General features: G+C 69.4%; 19 protein-coding genes. 10 read left to right on the forward strand and 9 right to left on the reverse strand.

Going from position 1 to position 18,141, the window contains the following annotated elements:
- Positions 1–22: 22 nt before the first annotated feature.
- The 5 genes from ABZV58_RS15315 to ABZV58_RS15335 all read right to left on the reverse strand — a co-directional run bounded on the left by ABZV58_RS15315 (position 23) and on the right by ABZV58_RS15335 (position 4,129).
- Positions 23–403, reverse strand: a complete 381-nt coding sequence (locus tag ABZV58_RS15315) for a low affinity iron permease family protein (RefSeq protein ID WP_355001146.1) — start codon at positions 401–403, stop codon at positions 23–25.
- Positions 404–585: 182 nt separating this feature from the next.
- Entirely contained in the window at positions 586–1,326 is a 741-nt protein-coding gene (locus tag ABZV58_RS15320) for a 16S rRNA (uracil(1498)-N(3))-methyltransferase (protein WP_355000754.1), read from the reverse strand.
- A 4-nt stretch (positions 1,327–1,330) separates the two neighbouring features.
- Positions 1,331–2,485 carry a molecular chaperone DnaJ gene (gene dnaJ, locus ABZV58_RS15325; RefSeq protein ID WP_355000755.1) on the reverse strand — a complete coding sequence of 385 codons (1,155 nt, stop codon included), beginning with the start codon at positions 2,483–2,485 and terminating at the stop codon, positions 1,331–1,333.
- A 140-nt stretch (positions 2,486–2,625) separates the two neighbouring features.
- Positions 2,626–3,657, reverse strand: coding sequence for a heat-inducible transcriptional repressor HrcA (gene hrcA / locus ABZV58_RS15330; protein WP_355000756.1), 1,032 nt, complete (start codon positions 3,655–3,657; stop codon positions 2,626–2,628).
- A gap of 256 nt (positions 3,658–3,913) precedes the next feature.
- Entirely contained in the window at positions 3,914–4,129 is a 216-nt protein-coding gene (locus tag ABZV58_RS15335) for a hypothetical protein (RefSeq protein ID WP_355000757.1), read from the reverse strand.
- A gap of 144 nt (positions 4,130–4,273) precedes the next feature.
- Between ABZV58_RS15335 and ABZV58_RS15340 the strand changes: the two genes are divergently transcribed.
- Positions 4,274–5,029, forward strand: a complete 756-nt coding sequence (locus tag ABZV58_RS15340; RefSeq protein WP_355000758.1) for an NAD(P)H-binding protein — start codon at positions 4,274–4,276, stop codon at positions 5,027–5,029.
- Between the two features lie 180 nt (positions 5,030–5,209).
- Here the strand turns inward: ABZV58_RS15340 and hemW are convergent, their stop codons facing one another.
- Complete coding sequence (gene hemW / locus ABZV58_RS15345) at positions 5,210–6,388, reverse strand: radical SAM family heme chaperone HemW (protein WP_355001147.1); 1,179 nt, start codon at positions 6,386–6,388, stop codon at positions 5,210–5,212.
- A gap of 229 nt (positions 6,389–6,617) precedes the next feature.
- Between hemW and ABZV58_RS15350 the strand changes: the two genes are divergently transcribed.
- Positions 6,618–7,388, forward strand: a complete 771-nt coding sequence (locus ABZV58_RS15350) for an SDR family oxidoreductase (protein ID WP_355000759.1) — start codon at positions 6,618–6,620, stop codon at positions 7,386–7,388.
- Between the two features lie 108 nt (positions 7,389–7,496).
- Here the strand turns inward: ABZV58_RS15350 and ABZV58_RS15355 are convergent, their stop codons facing one another.
- Positions 7,497–8,534, reverse strand: coding sequence for a fused (3R)-hydroxyacyl-ACP dehydratase subunits HadA/HadB (locus tag ABZV58_RS15355; protein ID WP_355001148.1), 1,038 nt, complete (start codon positions 8,532–8,534; stop codon positions 7,497–7,499).
- Between the two features lie 136 nt (positions 8,535–8,670).
- Positions 8,671–9,078: an SgcJ/EcaC family oxidoreductase gene (locus tag ABZV58_RS15360; protein WP_355000760.1), complete on the reverse strand. Its 408-nt coding sequence runs from the start codon at positions 9,076–9,078 to the stop codon at positions 8,671–8,673.
- A gap of 214 nt (positions 9,079–9,292) precedes the next feature.
- Here ABZV58_RS15360 and ABZV58_RS15365 point away from each other — a divergent pair, with 214 nt between their 5' ends.
- The 6 genes from ABZV58_RS15365 to ABZV58_RS15390 all read left to right on the forward strand — a co-directional run bounded on the left by ABZV58_RS15365 (position 9,293) and on the right by ABZV58_RS15390 (position 15,216).
- A complete protein-coding gene (locus ABZV58_RS15365) occupies positions 9,293–9,385 on the forward strand; it encodes an Ms4527A family Cys-rich leader peptide (protein WP_355000761.1) in 93 nt (30 codons plus the stop codon).
- Positions 9,386–9,552: 167 nt separating this feature from the next.
- Positions 9,553–11,349, forward strand: a complete 1,797-nt coding sequence (locus ABZV58_RS15370; protein WP_355000762.1) for a nitrite/sulfite reductase — start codon at positions 9,553–9,555, stop codon at positions 11,347–11,349.
- Positions 11,350–11,383: 34 nt separating this feature from the next.
- Positions 11,384–12,103: a phosphoadenylyl-sulfate reductase gene (locus ABZV58_RS15375; protein WP_355000763.1), complete on the forward strand. Its 720-nt coding sequence runs from the start codon at positions 11,384–11,386 to the stop codon at positions 12,101–12,103.
- Complete coding sequence (gene cysD / locus ABZV58_RS15380) at positions 12,100–13,029, forward strand: sulfate adenylyltransferase subunit CysD (RefSeq protein ID WP_355000764.1); 930 nt, start codon at positions 12,100–12,102, stop codon at positions 13,027–13,029. Before ABZV58_RS15375 ends, cysD begins: the two co-directional genes overlap by 4 nt.
- Before the next feature lies 1 nt (position 13,030).
- Positions 13,031–14,326, forward strand: coding sequence for a GTP-binding protein (locus tag ABZV58_RS15385; protein WP_355000765.1), 1,296 nt, complete (start codon positions 13,031–13,033; stop codon positions 14,324–14,326).
- A 2-nt stretch (positions 14,327–14,328) separates the two neighbouring features.
- Positions 14,329–15,216 (forward strand): sirohydrochlorin chelatase, encoded by an 888-nt coding sequence (locus ABZV58_RS15390; RefSeq protein ID WP_355000766.1) that lies wholly within the window; start codon positions 14,329–14,331, stop codon positions 15,214–15,216.
- Positions 15,217–15,303: 87 nt separating this feature from the next.
- On the opposite strand, the gene ABZV58_RS15395 is transcribed toward ABZV58_RS15390, so the two are convergent.
- Positions 15,304–15,903: a TetR/AcrR family transcriptional regulator gene (locus ABZV58_RS15395; protein WP_355000767.1), complete on the reverse strand. Its 600-nt coding sequence runs from the start codon at positions 15,901–15,903 to the stop codon at positions 15,304–15,306.
- Positions 15,904–16,008: 105 nt separating this feature from the next.
- On the opposite strand from ABZV58_RS15395, the gene ABZV58_RS15400 reads away from it, so the two are divergent.
- Both ABZV58_RS15400 and ABZV58_RS15405 read left to right on the forward strand, forming a co-directional pair.
- Positions 16,009–17,430: an MFS transporter gene (locus ABZV58_RS15400; RefSeq protein ID WP_355000768.1), complete on the forward strand. Its 1,422-nt coding sequence runs from the start codon at positions 16,009–16,011 to the stop codon at positions 17,428–17,430.
- An 8-nt stretch (positions 17,431–17,438) separates the two neighbouring features.
- The gene (locus tag ABZV58_RS15405; RefSeq protein ID WP_355000769.1) at positions 17,439–18,131 is read left to right on the forward strand and encodes an SGNH/GDSL hydrolase family protein; all 693 of its coding nucleotides are present in this window, start codon (positions 17,439–17,441) and stop codon (positions 18,129–18,131) included.
- Positions 18,132–18,141: the final 10 nt, after the last annotated feature.

Consider the following 18,141-nt stretch of genomic DNA (forward strand, 5'->3'; position numbering starts at 1 on the left):
ACTCCGGCGACCGGAGCGATCGTCAGGTCGACTCCCGATTCTCCAACCCAACCGCATCGGCCAATTCGGCTCGGTGGCGGCGCAATTCGGGGTGGTCGGCGCTGAGCTCGTCCATCAAGTCCGCCATCGCGTCGGCGATCGCGTTGAGCTTCTGCTGTAGCGCTTCGTCGGAGCGCGATTCGGTGTTCTGCAACAGGGCCACCATCAGGAAGGTGATGATCGTGGTGGCGGTGTTGATCACCAGCTGCCAGGTGTCGATCGAGGGCAGCACCAGGAACGTCGGAGCCCACAGCACCACGAGCAGCACGCAGAACATGAAGAATCCGGCCCGCGACGCCACACTGCTCGCCGCGGTGGCGAACTTGTCGAACACCGACAGCTTGCCGCTCACCTCGGACGGCATCGCGCCCCGCTCACCCTTGGCTTTCGCCTTCTCGTCCACTACGGAAACCAGCCCTTCCACATCCCGGTGCGGCCACGTCGGCTACCTGCGGGATATCCCCCGCCGTTGAGCCCAAACGGGGCGGATCGGCGATGCCACGGCGCGCCGGCCAAAAGGCAGTAGGCCGAACACGATCCGGCCGCTCACCAGCGCGCGGTCAGCGCTCCCAACGCGCCGAGCGCGACCGCGGCCGCGGTGGACGTGCGCAGCACCGTCGGCCCGAGCAGTACGACATCCGCTCCGGCCGTACCGAGTTCGGCCAGCTCGGCGTCGTCGAGTCCGCCTTCGGGGCCCACGATCAGCACCACCTCCGGCGCGTCCCCGAACGGCAGCTCGGTGAAACGACCGCCGCCGGATTCGTGCAGCGCGGCCACGATCCCGCCTTCGGCCTTGGTCTTGCGCACCAGCTCGAGCAGATCGCGGGTGCGGTGCAGATCGGCGACCTCGGGAATGTAGGCGCGGCGGGACTGGCGGGCCGCCGAGCGCGCCGCGGCACGCCACTTGTCGACGGCCTTGGCGGCCTTGCCCTCCCAGTTCGCCACGCAGCGCGCGGCCTGCCACGGCACGATGACATCGGCGCCCGCCTCGGTCATCAGCTCGACGGCCAGCTCCGATCGGTCCGACTTCGGCAGCGCCTGCACCACCGTGACGCGCGGCGAAACCGGTCGCGCCACGGTCTTGTTCAGCACCTTCAGGTCGAGCCGGTCGCGCTGGGCGGCGACGACCTCCGATTCGGCGAGCACACCGCGTCCGTCGGACAGGGTGATCGGCTCGCCGACCCGGATGCGCCGCACGGTCGCGGCGTGCCGCCCCTCCGGACCGTCGAGCACCGCGATCGCGCCGGGCTCGGGAATGTCGTCGAGGTAGAAGACCGTGGCGGCCAACGACTCAGCGCCCGCTGAACGAGGCGCGCAACCGCGCGAACAGGCCGCTGTTGTGCTCGGACTGCGCCGTCATCACCTCGGCGCGGTCGCGTTCGCGCATGCCCTTGTACTTGCGCAGCAGGTCGGTCTGCTTGCTGTCCAGCTTGGTCGGCACCACGATGTCCAGGTGCGCGATCAGGTCACCGCGGGCGCCCGAGCGCAGCCGGGGCATGCCGTGTCCGCGCAGCACGGAGACTTCGTTGGGCTGGGTGCCAGGGGCGATGGTCAGCTCGGTGGGGCCGTCCAGGATCGTGTCGATGACCACGGTGGTGCCGAGCGCGGCGTCCACCATCGGCACCCGGATGGTGCAGTGCAGGTCGTCGCCGTCGCGGACGAACACGTCGTGCGGCTGCTCCACGATCTCCACGTACAGATCGCCCGCGTGGCCGCCGCCCGGACCGACCTCGCCCTGCGCGGCCAGCCGGACCCGCATGCCGTTGGCCACACCCGCCGGGATGGGCGCGGCGATCTCGCGACGAGCGCGGACCCGGCCGTCGCCGCCGCACTTGTGGCAGGGGTCGGGGATGGTCTCGCCCGCGCCGCGACAGGTCGGGCACGGCCGCGAGGTGAGCACCTGGCCGAGGAACGAGCGCTGCACGGACTGGACTTCGCCCGCGCCGCCACAGGTTTCGCAGCGCACCGGCTTGGAGTTGCCGTTGGTGCCCGCGCCGTGGCAGTTGTCGCACAGGATGGCGGTGTCGACGGTCAGGTGCTTGGTGACGCCCACCGCGCATTCGGCGAGGCTGAGGCGGGTGCGCAGCAGCGAGTCGGCGCCGGGCTGCACCCGGCCGCGCGGCTTGCGCTGACCGCCGCCCGCGCCGCTCATGCCGCCGAAGAACGCCTCGAACACGTCGCCGAGGCCGCCGAAGCCTGCGCCGGAGAAGCCCGCGCCGCCACCGCCGGACTCGAGCGGGTCGCCGCCCATGTCGACGATCCGGCGCTTCTCCGGATCGGAGAGCACCTCGTAGGCCGCCGACACGTCCTTGAACTTGGCCTGGGCGGCCTCGTCGGGGTTGACGTCCGGGTGGAGTTCGCGGGCCAGCTTGCGGTAGGCGCGCTTGATCTCCTGGTCCGTCGCGTTCTTCGCGACGCCGAGCAGTCCGTAGTAGTCCCGTGCCACTTGAGTTCTCTAGTCCTTGGTCGCTGTGACTCGCCTGTGCCGCTCCAACCGAATGCCGACACCATCGGCATTAGTCGGATGCACTCAACTTTATCCGGCCAGAGGTTCGAGGGTAGCAGCGCCGTTGGCACGGTTCGGCGTCAGCGCTCGGCCAGCACCTCGCCGATGTAGCGCGCCACGGCCGCGACCGAGGCGATAGTGCCCGGATAGTCCATCCGCGTGGGGCCGAGCACACCCATACCGCCGAGCAACGTGCCCTCGACGCCGTAGCCGGTCGACACCACCGACGTGGTGCGCATCTGCTCGACTTGGGTCTCCTCGCCGATCCGCACCGTCACCGTGCCGGGATGCTGTGCGGCGGCGAGCAGTTTGAGCACGATCACCTGCTCCTCCAGCGCCTCCAGCACCTGACGCAGCGAGCCGGGCAGACCGAAATCGCCGGCGTTGCGGGTGAGGTTCGCGGTGCCGCCGAGCACCAGCCGCTCCTCGGGATGTTCGACCAGGGTCTCCACCAGCACGGTCGACACCCGGATCAGCACGTCGCGCAGCTGGCGCGGGGCGCGCTCGGGAAGTTCGGCGACCGAGGCCGAGGCGGCGGCCAGGCGCTTGCCGTCCATCGCGCCGCCGAGCATGGCGCGCAACGCGGCCAGGTCCTCGTCATCGATCACCGCGCCTAGCTCGACCAGGCGCTGATCGACGCGGCCGGTGTCGGTGATCACCACGAGCAGCAGCCGCGCCGGATTCAGCGCGACGACCTCGATGTGGCGCACCGTCGACGCCGACACCGTCGGGTACTGCACCACCGCGACCTGCCTGGTCAGCTGAGCGAGCAGCCGCACGCCGCGGCGCAGCACGTCGTCGAGATCGACGCCGGATTCCAGAAACTCCATGATCGCGCGCCGTTCGGCGGGCGAGAGCGGCTTCACCTCGGAGATCCGGTCGACGAACTGCCGGTAGCCCTTGTCGGTCGGGATGCGCCCGGAGCTGGTGTGCGGCTGGGTGATGTATCCCTCGGCCTCGAGCACCGCCATGTCGTTGCGGACCGTCGCGCTGGAGACACCCAGATTGTGCCGTTCCACCAAGGTTTTCGAGCCGATCGGCTCCTTGGTGGCGACATAGTCCGCGACGATCGCGCGTAGGACCTCGAAGCGCCGATCCTCGGTGCTCGACATCGGCCCCACCTCCTCGCCTTCTCGATACTCCGCGGGCCCGCCGACGCATCCGGGGGCGCGTGAAACGCCGCGGCCGCCCGGTCGTCTGAGTATCCAGTTTAGTTGCCGACCCGCCAATCGCCCGTCCCGCGGGGCACGCGACAGGGCCGCAGGCAGGCATTGTCGGCGAAGATGTCGCGAACCGCAACGGGCACGGTCGGACAGCCCGGGCGCCCACGCCGGGCATCGGACGGTAGTGCCGCCCGGTTCGCGACGCTCAGCGGCTGTCGAAACCCTTGGCGCGCTTGCCCGCCATGGCGTCGAGCCCGAGCATGGCGAGCAGGGACTCGCAATCGGCGGCATCTTGGGCGTATCCGGCGACCGTGCGGGCGGCGATGGCGTGCTGGCGTGCGCTCTCCGCCTTTTCGGCGGCCCTCGCCTCGGCGAATTCACCATGAACCGGAAACTGATCGACGTCTCGTGCCTGTGGCATAGGACTCCTCGGTGTCGAGCCGGAGCCTACGCGGGTTCTCCGATCTGCGATAGTTCTCACAACAGGACGTTCTCGGACACGTGTCACACCTCGGGTCACCACATCGTCGTCTCGGCGTAGGAATCGACATGGAGGAGTCACCGGATGCGAATCGCAGTAGTGGGCGCGAGCGGGCGGATCGGCCACGAAGTGGTCGACGCGCTGAGGGACCAGGGCCACGAGGTGGTGGCGATCAGTCGTGGTGCGGGCGTGGACGTCTACACCGGCGCGGGATTGGCCGGCGCGCTGGCCGGGGTGGACATCGTGGTCGACGCGGTCAACGCGAACACCACCGACACCGCGGCCGTGACGGACTATTTCCGCACCATCGCGCGCAACGTGCAGCAGGAAGCGGCCGCGGCTGGCGTGCGGCGGATCGCGGTCCTCTCGATCATCGGCATCGATGAGTTCACCGCGGGGCACTACGCCGGGAAGCTCGCGCACGAGGCGGCCTACCGCGAAGGACCGGTGCCGGTGCGGGTCCTGCGCGCGGCGCAGTTCCACGAGTTCACCGAGATGATGCTCGACTGGACCACCCGCGACGACGCGGCCTACGTGCCGCGCTACCGCGCACAGCTCGTCGCGGCGCGCGTCGTCGCCGAAGAACTGGCCGCGCTCGCCGTCGCCGACGAGTCGTCCGACCTAGTCGAGATCGCGGGCCCCGAGGAGTTGAACCTCGCCGCGGCAGTGACGAAACTCGCCGCACGCCTGGGCAAACCGTCCCGCGTCGAGGAGATCGTCGACACCGAGGACCCCAACCACGAGCTCCAAGCCGCGGGTGCGCTGCTCCCCGGACCGAACGCGATCCTGGCGGGGCCGACGTTCGACGAATGGCTGGACCGCAAGTACCCGGCGCGGTAGTCGCCGCGAAATGCACTGCGGCCATGCAGGTTTGAAGCCCTAGTCCAGTCGAACAGCTGCGGCCCTTCGGCTTCCGGCATCTCTACTGCTGCGCGTCCAGGCTTGTGGGAACGCTTGCGCGAGCGAGTGATCGGCGAGCCTGTCGCGCAGGCGGAGCGGAAGGTGTTGTGGCCGCGGGGTTCAGGCGAGGAGGTCGCGCACCACACCGTCGGCGAGCAGGCGACCGCGGTCGGTGAGGACCAGGTGGTCGTCGGATCGGAAGGCCAAGCCGTCGGCGATGACTCGGTCGACGGCGGGCGCGGCGGAGGGGGCGAGATCGGCCAGTGGGAGGCCGGTGCGGAGGCGCACTGTCAGCATGACGCGTTCGAGGTAGCGCTCGTCGTCGGTGAGGGCTTCCCAGCCTGCGGCGGGCAGTCCACCGCGGGCGACGCGCTCGGCGTACCGGGCCGGATGCTTGATGTTCCACCAGCGCACCCCTCCGAGGTGGCTGTGCGCGCCCGGACCGGCGCCGAGCCAGTCGCCGCCGTCCCAGTAGCCGAGGTTGTGCCTGCACCGAGCGGAATCGTTCGCCGCCCAATTGGATACCTCGTACCAGCCGAGTCCGGCGGCGGTGAGACGGGAGTCGATGCGTTCGTAGCGGGCGGCGAGCACGTCCTCGTCCGGCGCGGGCAGTTCGCCGCGGCGCACCTTGCGGGCCAGCGCGGTGCCGTCCTCGACGATGAGCGAATAGGCGGAGACGTGATCGACTCCGGCCTCGAGCACCGCGTCCAGGCTGGCGTCGAGATCGGCGTCGCGCTCGCCGGGCGTTCCGTAGATCAGATCCAGGTTGACGTGCTCGAAGCCCGCGGCGCGCGCCTCGCGGGCGGCGGCGACCGCGCGGCCCGGCGTGTGGGTGCGGTCCAGCACGGCCAGCACGTGCCGAGCGGCCGACTGCATCCCCAGCGAGACGCGGGTGTACCCGGCCGCCCTGATGCGCGCGAAGAACTCCGGCGACGTGGATTCCGGATTCGATTCGGTGGTCACCTCGGCGTCGGGCGCGAGGGTGAACGCCGAGCGAACGGCGTCGAGCACCGCGGCGAGACCATCGCCACCGAGCAGCGACGGCGTGCCGCCGCCGACGAAGACGGTCGAGACCTCGGGCGTGGCCGAGGGCAGCCTGCCGAACTGCTCGGCGGCTTCGATCAGTTCGCCGCGCAGCGCCACGAGCCACGACTGCGGCGAGGCCGAACTGCCCAGCTCACCGGCGGTGTAGGTGTTGAAATCGCAGTATCCGCAGCGCGTCGCGCAGAACGGCACGTGCACGTAAACGCCGAACGGGCCGCCGCCGAAGTCGCGCAGCACGGGCGCGTCGGCGTCGATCTCCGAGAGGGGTACGGCGGAACTCACCTGTCCAGTGTGCCCGCCGAACCGCCAGACCCTCCGGCCGGGGACCATCGGGCGCCCCGGATGTGCCGACGATCTCCGGTATCCGCCCGGTAACCGACTGACAAAAAAGTGCCTTCTTCCCAGTTCAGACGCGGTGCCCGAAGATCATCTCGGTTACCAGAAGTAACCGAGATGCTCATCAGGAACCGAGAAAGGACCGGCAATGCACGGCGACAAGAAGGCAGTGGTCACGGGCGGTACCCACGGAATGGGCTTGGCCATCGTCGAGGCCTTGCTCGACCAGAACGCGGAGGTGGTGCTGACCGGCCGCAATCAGAAGACGATCGAGCAGGCGCGCGAGCGGCTGGCCGGACGGAAGGCGCACGTGGTCGCCTCCGACGCGGCCGACATGGGCGACATCGAGGCGCTCGGCGCTCTGGTCGAGGAGCGGCTCGGGCGCGTCGACGCGCTGTTCGTCAATCACGGGACCGCCGAGTTCCAGACTCTGGAAGAGGCCACCGAGGAGTCGTTCGACCGGCAGTTCGCCATCAACACCAAGGGCGCGTTCTTCACGGTGCGCAGGCTGGCCCCGCTGCTCGCCGACGGCGGCTCGATCGTCTTCACCACGGTGGCCAACGACGTCATCTTCCCCGGCCTCAGCGCGTACTCCGGGTCGAAGGAGGCGCTGCGCGCGATATCCCAGGTGCTGGCCGCCGAGCTGCTGCCGCGCCGGATCCGGGTCAACGCCGTGGCGCCGGGCTTCATCGAGACCCCCACGATGGGCGTGGTCGGCCTCACCGCCGAACAGCGCGCCGATTTCCTGCGGCAAGGCGAGCAGAGCACGCCGCTGCGCCGTAACGGCACCGTCGACGAGGTCGCCAAGGCAGCGCTGTTCCTCGCCTTCGACGCCACTTTCACCACGGGCGTCGAACTGCCGGTCGACGGCGGCTGGGGCCAGGGGCTCGGCGGCGCCCATCAGGACGAGGCGGCCTGAGCGAACGGCGGCGCGAAACACCTCGCGCCGCCTCCGATTCGAAAGACCTTGCGGCACCGCGCCGCCGGGCTGGCGCGGACAGCGCCCCGGCGGATGCGGCACCGAAGACTACGCGAAGCGAACGTCCGCGGTGGCGAGACCGAACACCTTGCGCCCCGCGGACTTCGCGACGATGACCACCACAGCGCTCCTGCTCTCGGGGTCGACCGACTTGATACGCCCGGTGAACTCGACGCTTCCGGCGGAACCGGCTTCGACGACGGTGTAGTTCGACAGCCGGACCGCGTACTTGGTGATCGCGCCCGGGTCACCGAGCCAACCGGTGACGAAGCCTGCTCCCAGACCCATGGTGAGCATGCCGTGCGCGATCACATCGGGCAGACCCGCGAGCGCGGCCACCCCGTCGTGCCAGTGGATCGGGTTCGCATCTCCGGAGACTCCGGCGTAATTCACCAGATCGCCCCGCGTCAGCCGCACGATCCGACTGGGAAGCTCGTCGCCGACGGCGATGTCCTCGAATCGGATCGCGGTATGCGGGACGCGCGTCCGCGAGATCGAGGACAGGAGTGAGCCGGTCTCGGAAACCGGGTTCGCCCCGGTTTGCGCTGGTGCCGCCGAGGCCGCGGGACGAGAAGCCATGTCGATACCGTGCATGACCACACGATCGATCGCCTCGCCGATACCGGCGTCGATGTCGTCGCCGGTGATGCCGACGATGGTCGTATGCATGATCTGCACGACCTCGCCGGTCTGATCGACGAAGGTGTTGGTGACGGTGAGCAGGTCCTTGCCCGCGATGCGGCGAACACCGGACAGTTCGACATCGCTGACCAGCCGGTCGCCGGTGAGCACCGGCTTGTACATCTCGAAGACCTGATCGGTCTGCACGAACACGTCGTAGCCGGTGATGACCGTTTCGAAGAGCTTGCGGTTGGCCAGCATCGCGGGAGTCGAGATGAACGTGGTCGGCGCGACCAAACCGGCGTACCCGAGATCGCCCGCGGCGTCCTCGCTCCAGTGCGCCGGATGGAAGTCCTGCACGGCTCGCGCGTACTCGCGGATCTTCTCCCGACCCACTTCGTAGTAGTCGTCCGTACGGTAGCGATGCCCTACCAGTCCGGCCACATCGAACGTCGCTTCCACCAAGCCGCTCCTCGCTCCGAGTTCCTGACGCGCGCTCAGCGTCCTGACGACCGAACTCACGCGACACCACCCTCCCACATGACACGGCGCCGTGGCCGCGCGAACCGAACGACGCCGCGCGACCACGAACGAACCGGGTTCACTCCGCCATGATCGGCGTGTTCTGGTTCGCGGTGAGCAGCCAGCGGCCGTCTTCCTTGGCCATCACGTACATCGGGGTGCCCTCGCTCTCCAGAACGCCATCGTTGGTGAAGTACCGCTGGCGCACCTTGACCGCGGCCACGTCGGGGCGGATGAACAGCACGTGCTCGAGTTCGTAGGTCGCCTTGCCGTGCGCGGTCGCGCCGGGCAGCACCGCGGCGGTGAACTCGGCGATGGCGTCGCGGCCGAAAAGGCGCTTGCCGTGACCGGTGGTCCAGATGGCGTCCTCGCGGAACAGCGCGACGAATTCGTCGACGAGTTCGTGCTGCTGCACGTGCTCCACGGTGGCGACGATCTGACGGATGGCGGCTACTTCGACTTCTGGGTCGACAGGTGCGGTACTCATGGGACACACACTCGTACCTCGAGGTAACTCGAGGTCAATGGAGCGTGCCGCGGTTCACATCGGACACTTCGGGCGAATCACCGGCCGCATTCGCGGCGGGAAATATGACGACCATCACAAATAGACCCCGCGGTCCAGGGAATTTCCCCCTATTTCGCGGGGAATACCGGGATGACGGTCTGAACGCCCTTTCTGACGTGGCACAATGGCCTTCATGCGCGCATCGGGAGTACGACTTGTGGCACGTCGCCACGTCGACTACAAGCGCGTCTGTAGCGCCTGCTGTCTGCCCGGTTCTCACCGGTAGCTCAGCGGCGCCCTTCTTCCGGTCTCCCGGCGATCCCATCGCATCGGTCCGCTGATACCGCGGACGCGAGTTCCGCCCAGCCCCTACCCGCCCCGCCGGCTTCGCCGGCTGCCATCCCCGATGCGCCCTCAGCACGGATGTACCACCCACCCAGCAGGAGCGACCTCATGACGTCGAGCACCGACGCCGGTCCCAGCGATCAGCCGACCCCCCGGCAGGCGCGTCCCGAACGCCCGGCCACCGAGCGCCGCGTACGGCCGGACCGCCCGCGTCCCGAGGCGTCGACAGCGCCGCGCGCCCGCACCGGCAAGCCCGTGCGCCGCAAGTCGGAGGGTCAGTGGGCCCTCGGCTACCGGGAGCCGCTGAACCCGAACGAGCAGAGCAAGAAGGACGACAACCCGCTCAACGTCCGCGCCCGCATCGAGAACATCTACGCCAAGGGCGGATTCGACAGCATCGACAAGGCCGACCTGCGCGGCCGGTTCCGCTGGTGGGGCCTCTACACCCAGCGCGAGCAGGGCTACGACGGCACCTTCACCGGCGACGAGAACATCGACTTGCTCGAGGCCAAGTACTTCATGATGCGGGTGCGCTGCGACGGCGGCGCGCTGAACGTCGCGCAGCTGCGCACGCTCGGCCAGATCTCCACCGAGTTCGGCCGCGACACCGCCGACCTGTCCGACCGCGAGAACGTCCAGTACCACTGGATCGAGATCGAGAACGTGCCGGAGATCTGGCGGCGGCTCGAGGAGGTCGGCCTGCAGACCACCGAGGCGTGCGGCGACTGCCCTCGCGTCGTGCTCGGCTCGCCGCTGGCCGGTGAATCGCTGGACGAGATCATCGACACCACCCCGGCGATCCAGGAGATCGTGCGCCGCTACATCGGCGACAAGAAGTACTCGAACCTGCCGCGCAAGTTCAAGACCGCGATCTCGGGTCAGCAGGACGTGGTGCACGAGATCAACGACGTCGCGTTCATCGGCGTCGAGCACCCAGAGCACGGTCCCGGATTGGATCTTTGGGTGGGCGGTGGCCTGTCCACCAACCCGATGCTCGCTCAGCGCGTCGGCGCCTGGGTTCCGCTGGACGAGGTGCCGGACGTGTGGGAGGCCGTCGTCTCCCTCTACCGCGACTACGGCTACCGTCGCCTGCGCACCAAGGCGCGGCTGAAGTTCCTGGTCAAGGACTGGGGCATCGAGAAGTTCCGCGAGGTGCTCGAGGAGAAGTACCTGAAGCGCAAGCTGATCGACGGCCCCGCGCCCGAGCAGCCCGCCAAGCCGATCGATCACGTGGGCGTGCAGCGACTGCGCAACGGCCTCAACGCCGTCGGCTTCTCCCCCATCGCGGGGCGCGTCTCCGGCACCGTCCTGACCAAGGTGGCCGACGCCGTCGAGAAGATCGGCGCCGACCGGATCCGCTTCACCCCGTACCAGAAGCTGATCGTGCTCGACGTCGCCGACGACAAGATCGAACAGCTCATCACCGAACTGGAACCGCTCGGCCTGCAGGCCCGTCCGTCCATCTGGCGGCGAAACCTGCTGGCGTGCAGTGGCATCGAGTTCTGCAAGCTCTCCTTCGTCGAGACCCGCAAGCGCTCCCAGGTGCTCGCGCCGGAGCTCGAGCAGCGGCTCGCCGACGTCAACGCCCAGCTGGACGTGCCGATCACGGTGAACATCAACGGCTGCCCGAACTCCTGCGGCCGGTCCCAGATCGCCGACATCGGCTTCAAGGGCCAGCTGGTGGACGACGGCGAGGGGAATCAAGTCGAGGGCTTCCAGGTTCACCTCGGTGGCAGCCTCGGACTCGACAGCGGCTTCGGCCGAAAGCTGCGCCAGCACAAGGTGACCAGCGCCGAACTCGGCGACTACATCGAGCGCGTGGTGCGCAACTTCGTCAAGAACCGGAACGCGGACGAGCGGTTCGCCCAATGGGCGGTGCGCGCCGACGAGGCCGACCTGCGATGAGCACGATCGTGACTCGGCTGACGGGAGATCAACTGTGACAACCAAACTCGCGAACAAGCTCGCCGAAGACGAGCTGCGGGCGATCGCCGAACGCGGTGCGGCCGAACTCGGCCCCGACGCCTCGGCGGCCGACCTGCTGCGCTGGACCGAGGAGACCTTCGGCTCCAGCTACATCGTCGCCTCCAACATGCAGGACGGCGTGCTCGTGCACCTCGCCGCGCAGGTCCGTTCCGGCGTCGACGTGCTGTTCCTGGACACCGGCTACCACTTCGCGGAGACCATCGGCACCCGCGACGCGGTCGAGGCCGTGTACGGGGTCAACGTGGTCAACGTCCGCCCGGAGCACACCGTCGCCGAACAGGACGAGCTGCTCGGCAAGGACCTGTTCGCGCGTGACGCGGGCGAGTGCTGCCGCCTGCGCAAGGTCGTACCGCTGAAGAAGTCGCTGGCGGGCTACAACGCCTGGGTCACCGGTATCCGCCGGGTGGAGGCTCCCACCCGCGCCAACGCGCCGCTGATCTCCTACGACGAAGCCTTCGGCCTGGTGAAGATCAATCCGATCGCGCCGTGGTCCGACGACGAGATGCAGTCCTACATCGAACAGCACGGCATCCTCGTCAATCCCCTGGTGGAGGAGGGATATCCGTCCATCGGCTGCGCTCCGTGCACACGGAAGCCGGAGCCGGGATCCGATCCGCGAAGCGGCCGTTGGGCCGGCCTCGCCAAGACCGAATGCGGGTTGCACCAATCATGACCGAGATCATCAGTGAACGCTCCCTTGGCATCACCGACTTCGACACCCTCGCGGCGTTGGAGTCGGAGGCCATCCACATCTTCCGCGAGGTGGCGGGCGAGTTCGAGCGGCCGGTGATCCTGTTCTCCGGCGGCAAGGACTCCACGGTGCTGCTGCACTTGGCGCTCAAGGCCTTCTGGCCCGCGCCGCTGCCCTTCGCGCTGCTGCACGTGGACACCGGCCACAACCTGCCCGAGGTGCTGGAGTTCCGTGACAAGGTGGTCGAGAAGTACGGGCTGCGCCTGCACGTCGCCAGCGTCGAGGACTACCTGGCCGACGGCAGGCTCACCGAGCGCCCGGACGGCATCCGCAACCCGCTGCAGACCGTGCCGCTGCTGGACGCCATCACCGAGAACCGCTTCGACGCGGTGTTCGGCGGCGGCCGCCGCGACGAGGAGCGCTCCCGCGCCAAGGAGCGAATCTTCTCGCTGCGCAACGCCTTCGGCCAGTGGGACCCGAAGCGCCAGCGCCCCGAGCTGTGGAACCTGTACAACGGCAGGCACGCTCCTGGCGAGCACGTGCGCGTGTTCCCGCTGAGCAACTGGACCGAGCTCGACATCTGGCGCTACATCGCCAGGGAGAACGTCGAACTCGCGACCATCTACTACGCGCACGAGCGCCCGGTGTACCAGCGCGACGGCATGTGGATGACGCCGGGCGTCTGGGGCGGCCCGCGCGAGGGCGAGGTGCTGGAGACCCGTTCGGTGCGCTACCGCACCGTCGGCGACGGATCCACCACCGGCGCCATCATTTCCGACGCGGCCGACAACGAGGCGATCCTCGCCGAGGTAGCCGCGTCCCGATTGACCGAACGTGGCGCCACCCGCGGTGACGACCGGGTTTCCGAAGCCGCGATGGAAGACCGCAAGCGAGAGGGTTATTTCTGATATGTCCGACCTATTGAGGCTGGCCACCGCCGGTTCTGTCGACGACGGCAAGTCCACCTTGGTCGGACGGCTGCTCTACGACACGAAGTCCGTGCTGGCCGACCAGATCGACGCCGTCACCCGCGCGTCGGTGGACAAGGGTCTGGCCACCCCGGATCTCTCGCTGCTCGTGGACGGGCTGCGCGCGGAGCGGGAGCAGGGCATCACCATCGATGTCGCCTACCGCTACTTCGCAACGCCCAAGCGGTCTTTCGTGCTCGCGGACACCCCCGGGCACGTGCAGTACACCCGCAACACCGTTTCCGGCGCGTCCACCGCGCAGCTGGTGATCCTGCTCGTCGACGCGCGCAAGGGCGTCATCGAGCAGACCCGCAGGCACGCGGCGGTGCTCGCGCTGCTCGGCGTGCCGAAGCTGGTGCTCGCGGTGAACAAGATCGATCTGGTGGACGACCCCGCCACGGTGTTCGCCGAGATCTCCGCCGAGTTCAACAAGCTCACCAGCACCCTGGGCTGGGCGGCCGAGGACGTGCTGGAGATCCCGGTCTCCGCGTTGCACGGCGACAACATCGCCAGCCGCTCCGAGAACACCCCGTACTACGACGGGCCGTCGCTCATCGAACACCTGGAGTCGGTGCCGGTCGACGCCGACAGTACCGGCGCGCACTCGCTCGGTCTGCGTTTCCCGGTGCAGTACGTGATCCGCCCGCGCACCGCCGAATACCCCGACTACCGCGGCTACGCGGGTCAGATCGCGGCCGGTTCGGTGGCGCCCGGCGACGAGATCGTGGTACTGCCCTCCGGTGTGCGCACGACGGTGGAGCGCATCGACACCCCGGACGGCGAGCTCGCCGTCGCGCAGGCCGGGCGCAGCGTGACGCTGATCCTGACCGACGAGGTCGACATCTCCCGCGGCGACATCATCGCCGCCGTGGCCGACGCGCCGGAGCCGATCGACAGCTTCGACGCGACGGTCTGCTGGCTGGGTGACAAGCCGCTGCGCCCCGGCGCCCGACTGCTGGTCAAGCATGGCACCCGCACTACCCAGGCCATCGTCGGGGCGCTCATCGAACGCTTCGACGAGCAGCGGCTCGCCGCGGACCCGAACCCGGAAGCGTTGGAGCTCAACGACATCGGGCGCATCTCGGTGCGGGTCGCCGAGCCGATCGCGGCCGACGACTACCGGGCCAACCGGCACACCGGCAGCTTCCTGCTGATCGACCCAGCGGGCGGCAACACGCTCGGCGCGGGCCTGGTCGGCGATGTGCTGACCGCGGTCGAGGTCGGCACCGGAGCCTGAGGATGACCGACGTGTTCGCCGCGCGCGGCATCGGCGCGCCGCCGGTGCCGCCGCGCGGCGACCGTCGATTCACCGCTCCAGCGCGAATCGCTACCGCACCCGCGTTGATAGCGGTCGCGCACGGCAGCCGTGATCCACGCTCGGCCGCCACCATGGCGGCCGTGGTCGCCGAGATCGCGGCCGCCCGGCCCGATCTCGATGTCCACCTCGCTTTTCTCGATCTGAGCGCGCCCTCGGTCGAGCAGGTGGTGGACGCCGTCGCGGCGCAGGGGCATACCCATGCGATCGTGGCGCCGCTGTTGTTGGGCAGCGCCTTTCACGCGCGGATCGACCTGCCCGGTCTGCTGGACGAGTGCCGCGCCAGGCACCCGCGACTGCGGCTCACGCAGGCGGACGTTCTCGGCCCCGATCCGCGCCTCATCGAGGCGTTGAAGGATCGCGCGGTGGAAGCCCTCGGGACAACGGACGATCACAACACTCCGGCGGCATCGGACGTCCCGAACACCTCTCGGTCCCAGGCTGTTCCGGAACAAGACACACGCCTCGGCATCGCGGTGGCCGCCGTCGGCTCCTCGTCCCACGCCGCCAACGCACGCAGCGCCGACGTCGCCCGCCACCTGTCCGCGATGACCGGCTGGCCCACCGAAATCTGCTTCGCCACCACGGAACCCACCGTCCACGAAGCGGTTTCCCGCCTGCGCGCACGCGGCGCCGATCGCATCCTGCTCGCCCCGTGGTTCCTCGCCCCCGGCTTGCTCACCGACCGGCTGGCGACCGCTGCCCCCGACCTCGTGCACGCGAACGTCATCGGCGCGCACCCCGCCATGACCGAGATCGTCTGGGACCGCTACGACGCGGCACGCGCCGCCACCCTCTCCCTCTCCGCCTGAGCCTCGGCACGACTTCCGCAGCGCAAGTGCGTGGCAGCGTCGCGGACGGGCGCTCTTCAGCCGTTTCCCCTTCGCGCCGAAACTCTTTCACGTCAGTAGGCGGTCGACGATCGCGCGGGCGGTGTGCACTGTGGTTTCGTCGCCGAGCTGGCGCGCCGTGCTGACCGCGCTGATGATGGCGTCCAGTTCGAAAGCGAGCGCGTCCGCGTCGCGGCCGGGCAGCTCACCCTGATCCTGGGCTTTGCGAATCACGGTGGTGAGGAACTCGATCCAGTCCTCGTGGTCGGCGGCGACAGCGTCGCGCACCGGGCCCGGCCTGCTGTCGAATTCGACCAGGGTGGCGGTGCGGAAGCAGCCGCCGGGGAAGACCGGTTCGGTCACGTGGGTGAACCAGCGGTCGACCAACGCACGGAGCCGCGGCACACCGCGCGGCACGCCGAGACTCGGCTCGATCACCCTGGCCGTGAAGACCTCGCGCGCGGCCTGCACCGCGGCGAGCTGGAGGGATTCCTTCGACCCGAAAAGCGTGGCGATGCCGCTCTTGCTGATCCCGAGGTCGGCGGCGAGTCGCCCGATGCTCACACCGTTGAGCCCTTCGACGGACGCCACATCGGCGGCGTGCCGGGCGATCGATGCACGGGAGCGGGCGCCTTTGGCCAGGCGCTGATCGGTTGTCGTCTCGGCCATGCCCCCATTGTTCCACCACAGTCTTGCAAATACGAACGGTCGGTCGTACTTTATTTACACGAACGGTCGTACGTTTTGTTCTCTCTGCTGCCGAAGGATCTCCCCATGACCGAGATGTCCACCCGGACCGCCAGTCCCCCCGCGACGAGCGCCACAACCACGCTGCTGATCGCCTGCGGCGCGGCGTTCATCGCCTTTCTCGACCTCTCCGTGGTCAACATCGCCTTCCCCGCCATCGCGCGCGACTACTCCGGCACCGCGGCGACCACGCTGACCTGGGTCGTCAGCGGTTACGCCGTCGCGTTCGCCGCACTGCTCACCCCCGGCGGTCGGTTCGCCGACGCGCTCGGGCGGCGCAGGCTTTTCCTCGTCGCGCTGGCCGGTTTCGCGCTCACCTCGCTGCTGTGCGGGCTGGCGCCGACCGCGGCGTGGCTCATCGCCGGACGCCTGCTCCAGGGCGCGACGGCCGCGCTCATGGTGCCCGCGGCGCTCGGCTTGGTCCTGAGCGTGACCCCGCGCGAGCGGATCGGCGCGGCCATCGGCGCGTGGTCGGCCGCGGGCGGATTCGCCGCGGTCGTCGGCCCTGCGATCGGCGGCGGCCTGGTGGAGGCCTTCGGCTGGCGCTCGGTCTTCGTGATCAACGTGCCGGTCGCGCTCGCGCTCGTCTTGGCGGGCCTGCGTATTCCGGTGTCCGATCCGCGACCCGTCGGCAGCGCGCTGCCGGACCCGCTCGGCACCGTGGCCGTCGCGCTCGGATTCGGCGGACTGGTCGCCGGAGTCACCGAAGGACAGCGGTGGGGCTGGTCCGCACCGGGCACGCTGACCGTCCTCGGCGTCGGTGCGGCGCTGCTCGTCGCCGCGCTGGTTCGTTCGGCGCGACACCACAATCCGGCGATCGCGGTCGAACTCTGGCGCAGCAGGCCGTACGCGCTGGCCAATGCCGCGTCGTTCGTCTTCGGCGCGGCGATGTTCGCCTGGCTGTTGGCCGGACCGCTGTTCCTGGACGGGATCTGGGGCTACTCGGTGCTCGGCTCGGCGGCCGCGCTGACCATCGGCGCCGTCGCGTCGATGGTCAGCGCCACCCTGGCGGGACGGGTCACCGCGCCCGCGGCGCGCCGCTGGGTCGGGGTGCTCGGTGCGCTGCTGTTCGCCGCGACCCTCGTCTGGATGAGCACCGACGCGTTCGGGCCGACGCCCGCGCTGTGGTCGGCGTGGATCCCCGCCGGACTGCTCGGCGGCGGCGCGGTCGGCATCGTGGTGACGACGCTGGGCACCGCCGCGGCGAGTTCGCTTCCGCCGCAGCAGTTCGCGGCGGGCATCGGCATGAACCTGACGGCGCGGCAGGTCGGCGGCGCGCTGGGCGTCGCCGTGCTCGCGGCGGTGTTCGCCGCCCATCCCGGTGACGCGCTCGCTGGCTTCCACACCCTCTTCGCGGCCTGCGCGGGCATCGCCGTGGTGGCGGCCTGCCTGTGCGCGGTACCGACCCGGCAGCCCGATCCGGCCGCCACCGCTGTCCCCGCCGACTAGGAGTCCTCGTGACGCACAACGACATTCACACCGAAGCCGACGACCCGATGCTGCTGAGCCCCGACGCCGCACGCGCACTGCTCAGGGACGTGCCGTGGCGCCGCTTCGCCGTACTCGGCGACTCCATCGCCCAGGGCGTCGGGGACCCGAGTCCCGGATACGAAGCCATGGGCTGGGCCGATCGCCTCGCCGCCGTGCTCAGGGCCGTGCGGCCCGGTCTCGCCTACCTCAACACCGGACGCATCGGAGCGACCACCACCCAGGTGCGCGACGAACAACTCCAGCGGGTACTGGTTTTCGAGCCGAATCTGGTCCACGTGAGCTGCGGTGGCAACGATCTGTTCCTGCCCGGCGGCGATGTCGACGAGATGCGGGCGAACCTCGACGGATTGTTCGCCGCGGTGAGCCGCGGCGGCGCGCAGGTCTCGACGTTCACCCTCGCCGACGTCTGGGATGTCGAGCGGATGGCGCCGATGCGGCCGATGCGCGAGCGGATGGCCGTGCTCAACGACATCATCCGGGAGGTGGCCGATCGCTACGACGCGGTGCTCGTCGACTTCTGGGAGCACCCCCTGCGGCTGCGACCGCAGCTGATGAGCGCCGACCTGATCCACTTCACCACGAGCGGCCACGCGGTGGTCGCCACGGAAATGGTGCGCGCGCTGAGCGCGCGTGTTCTCGCCGACGCCGCGGCGAACTGAGCCGCCGACA

The sequence above is a fragment of the Nocardia sp. NPDC004654 genome (assembly GCF_040609595.1).
In the GTDB taxonomy this organism is placed as follows: domain Bacteria; phylum Actinomycetota; class Actinomycetes; order Mycobacteriales; family Mycobacteriaceae; genus Nocardia.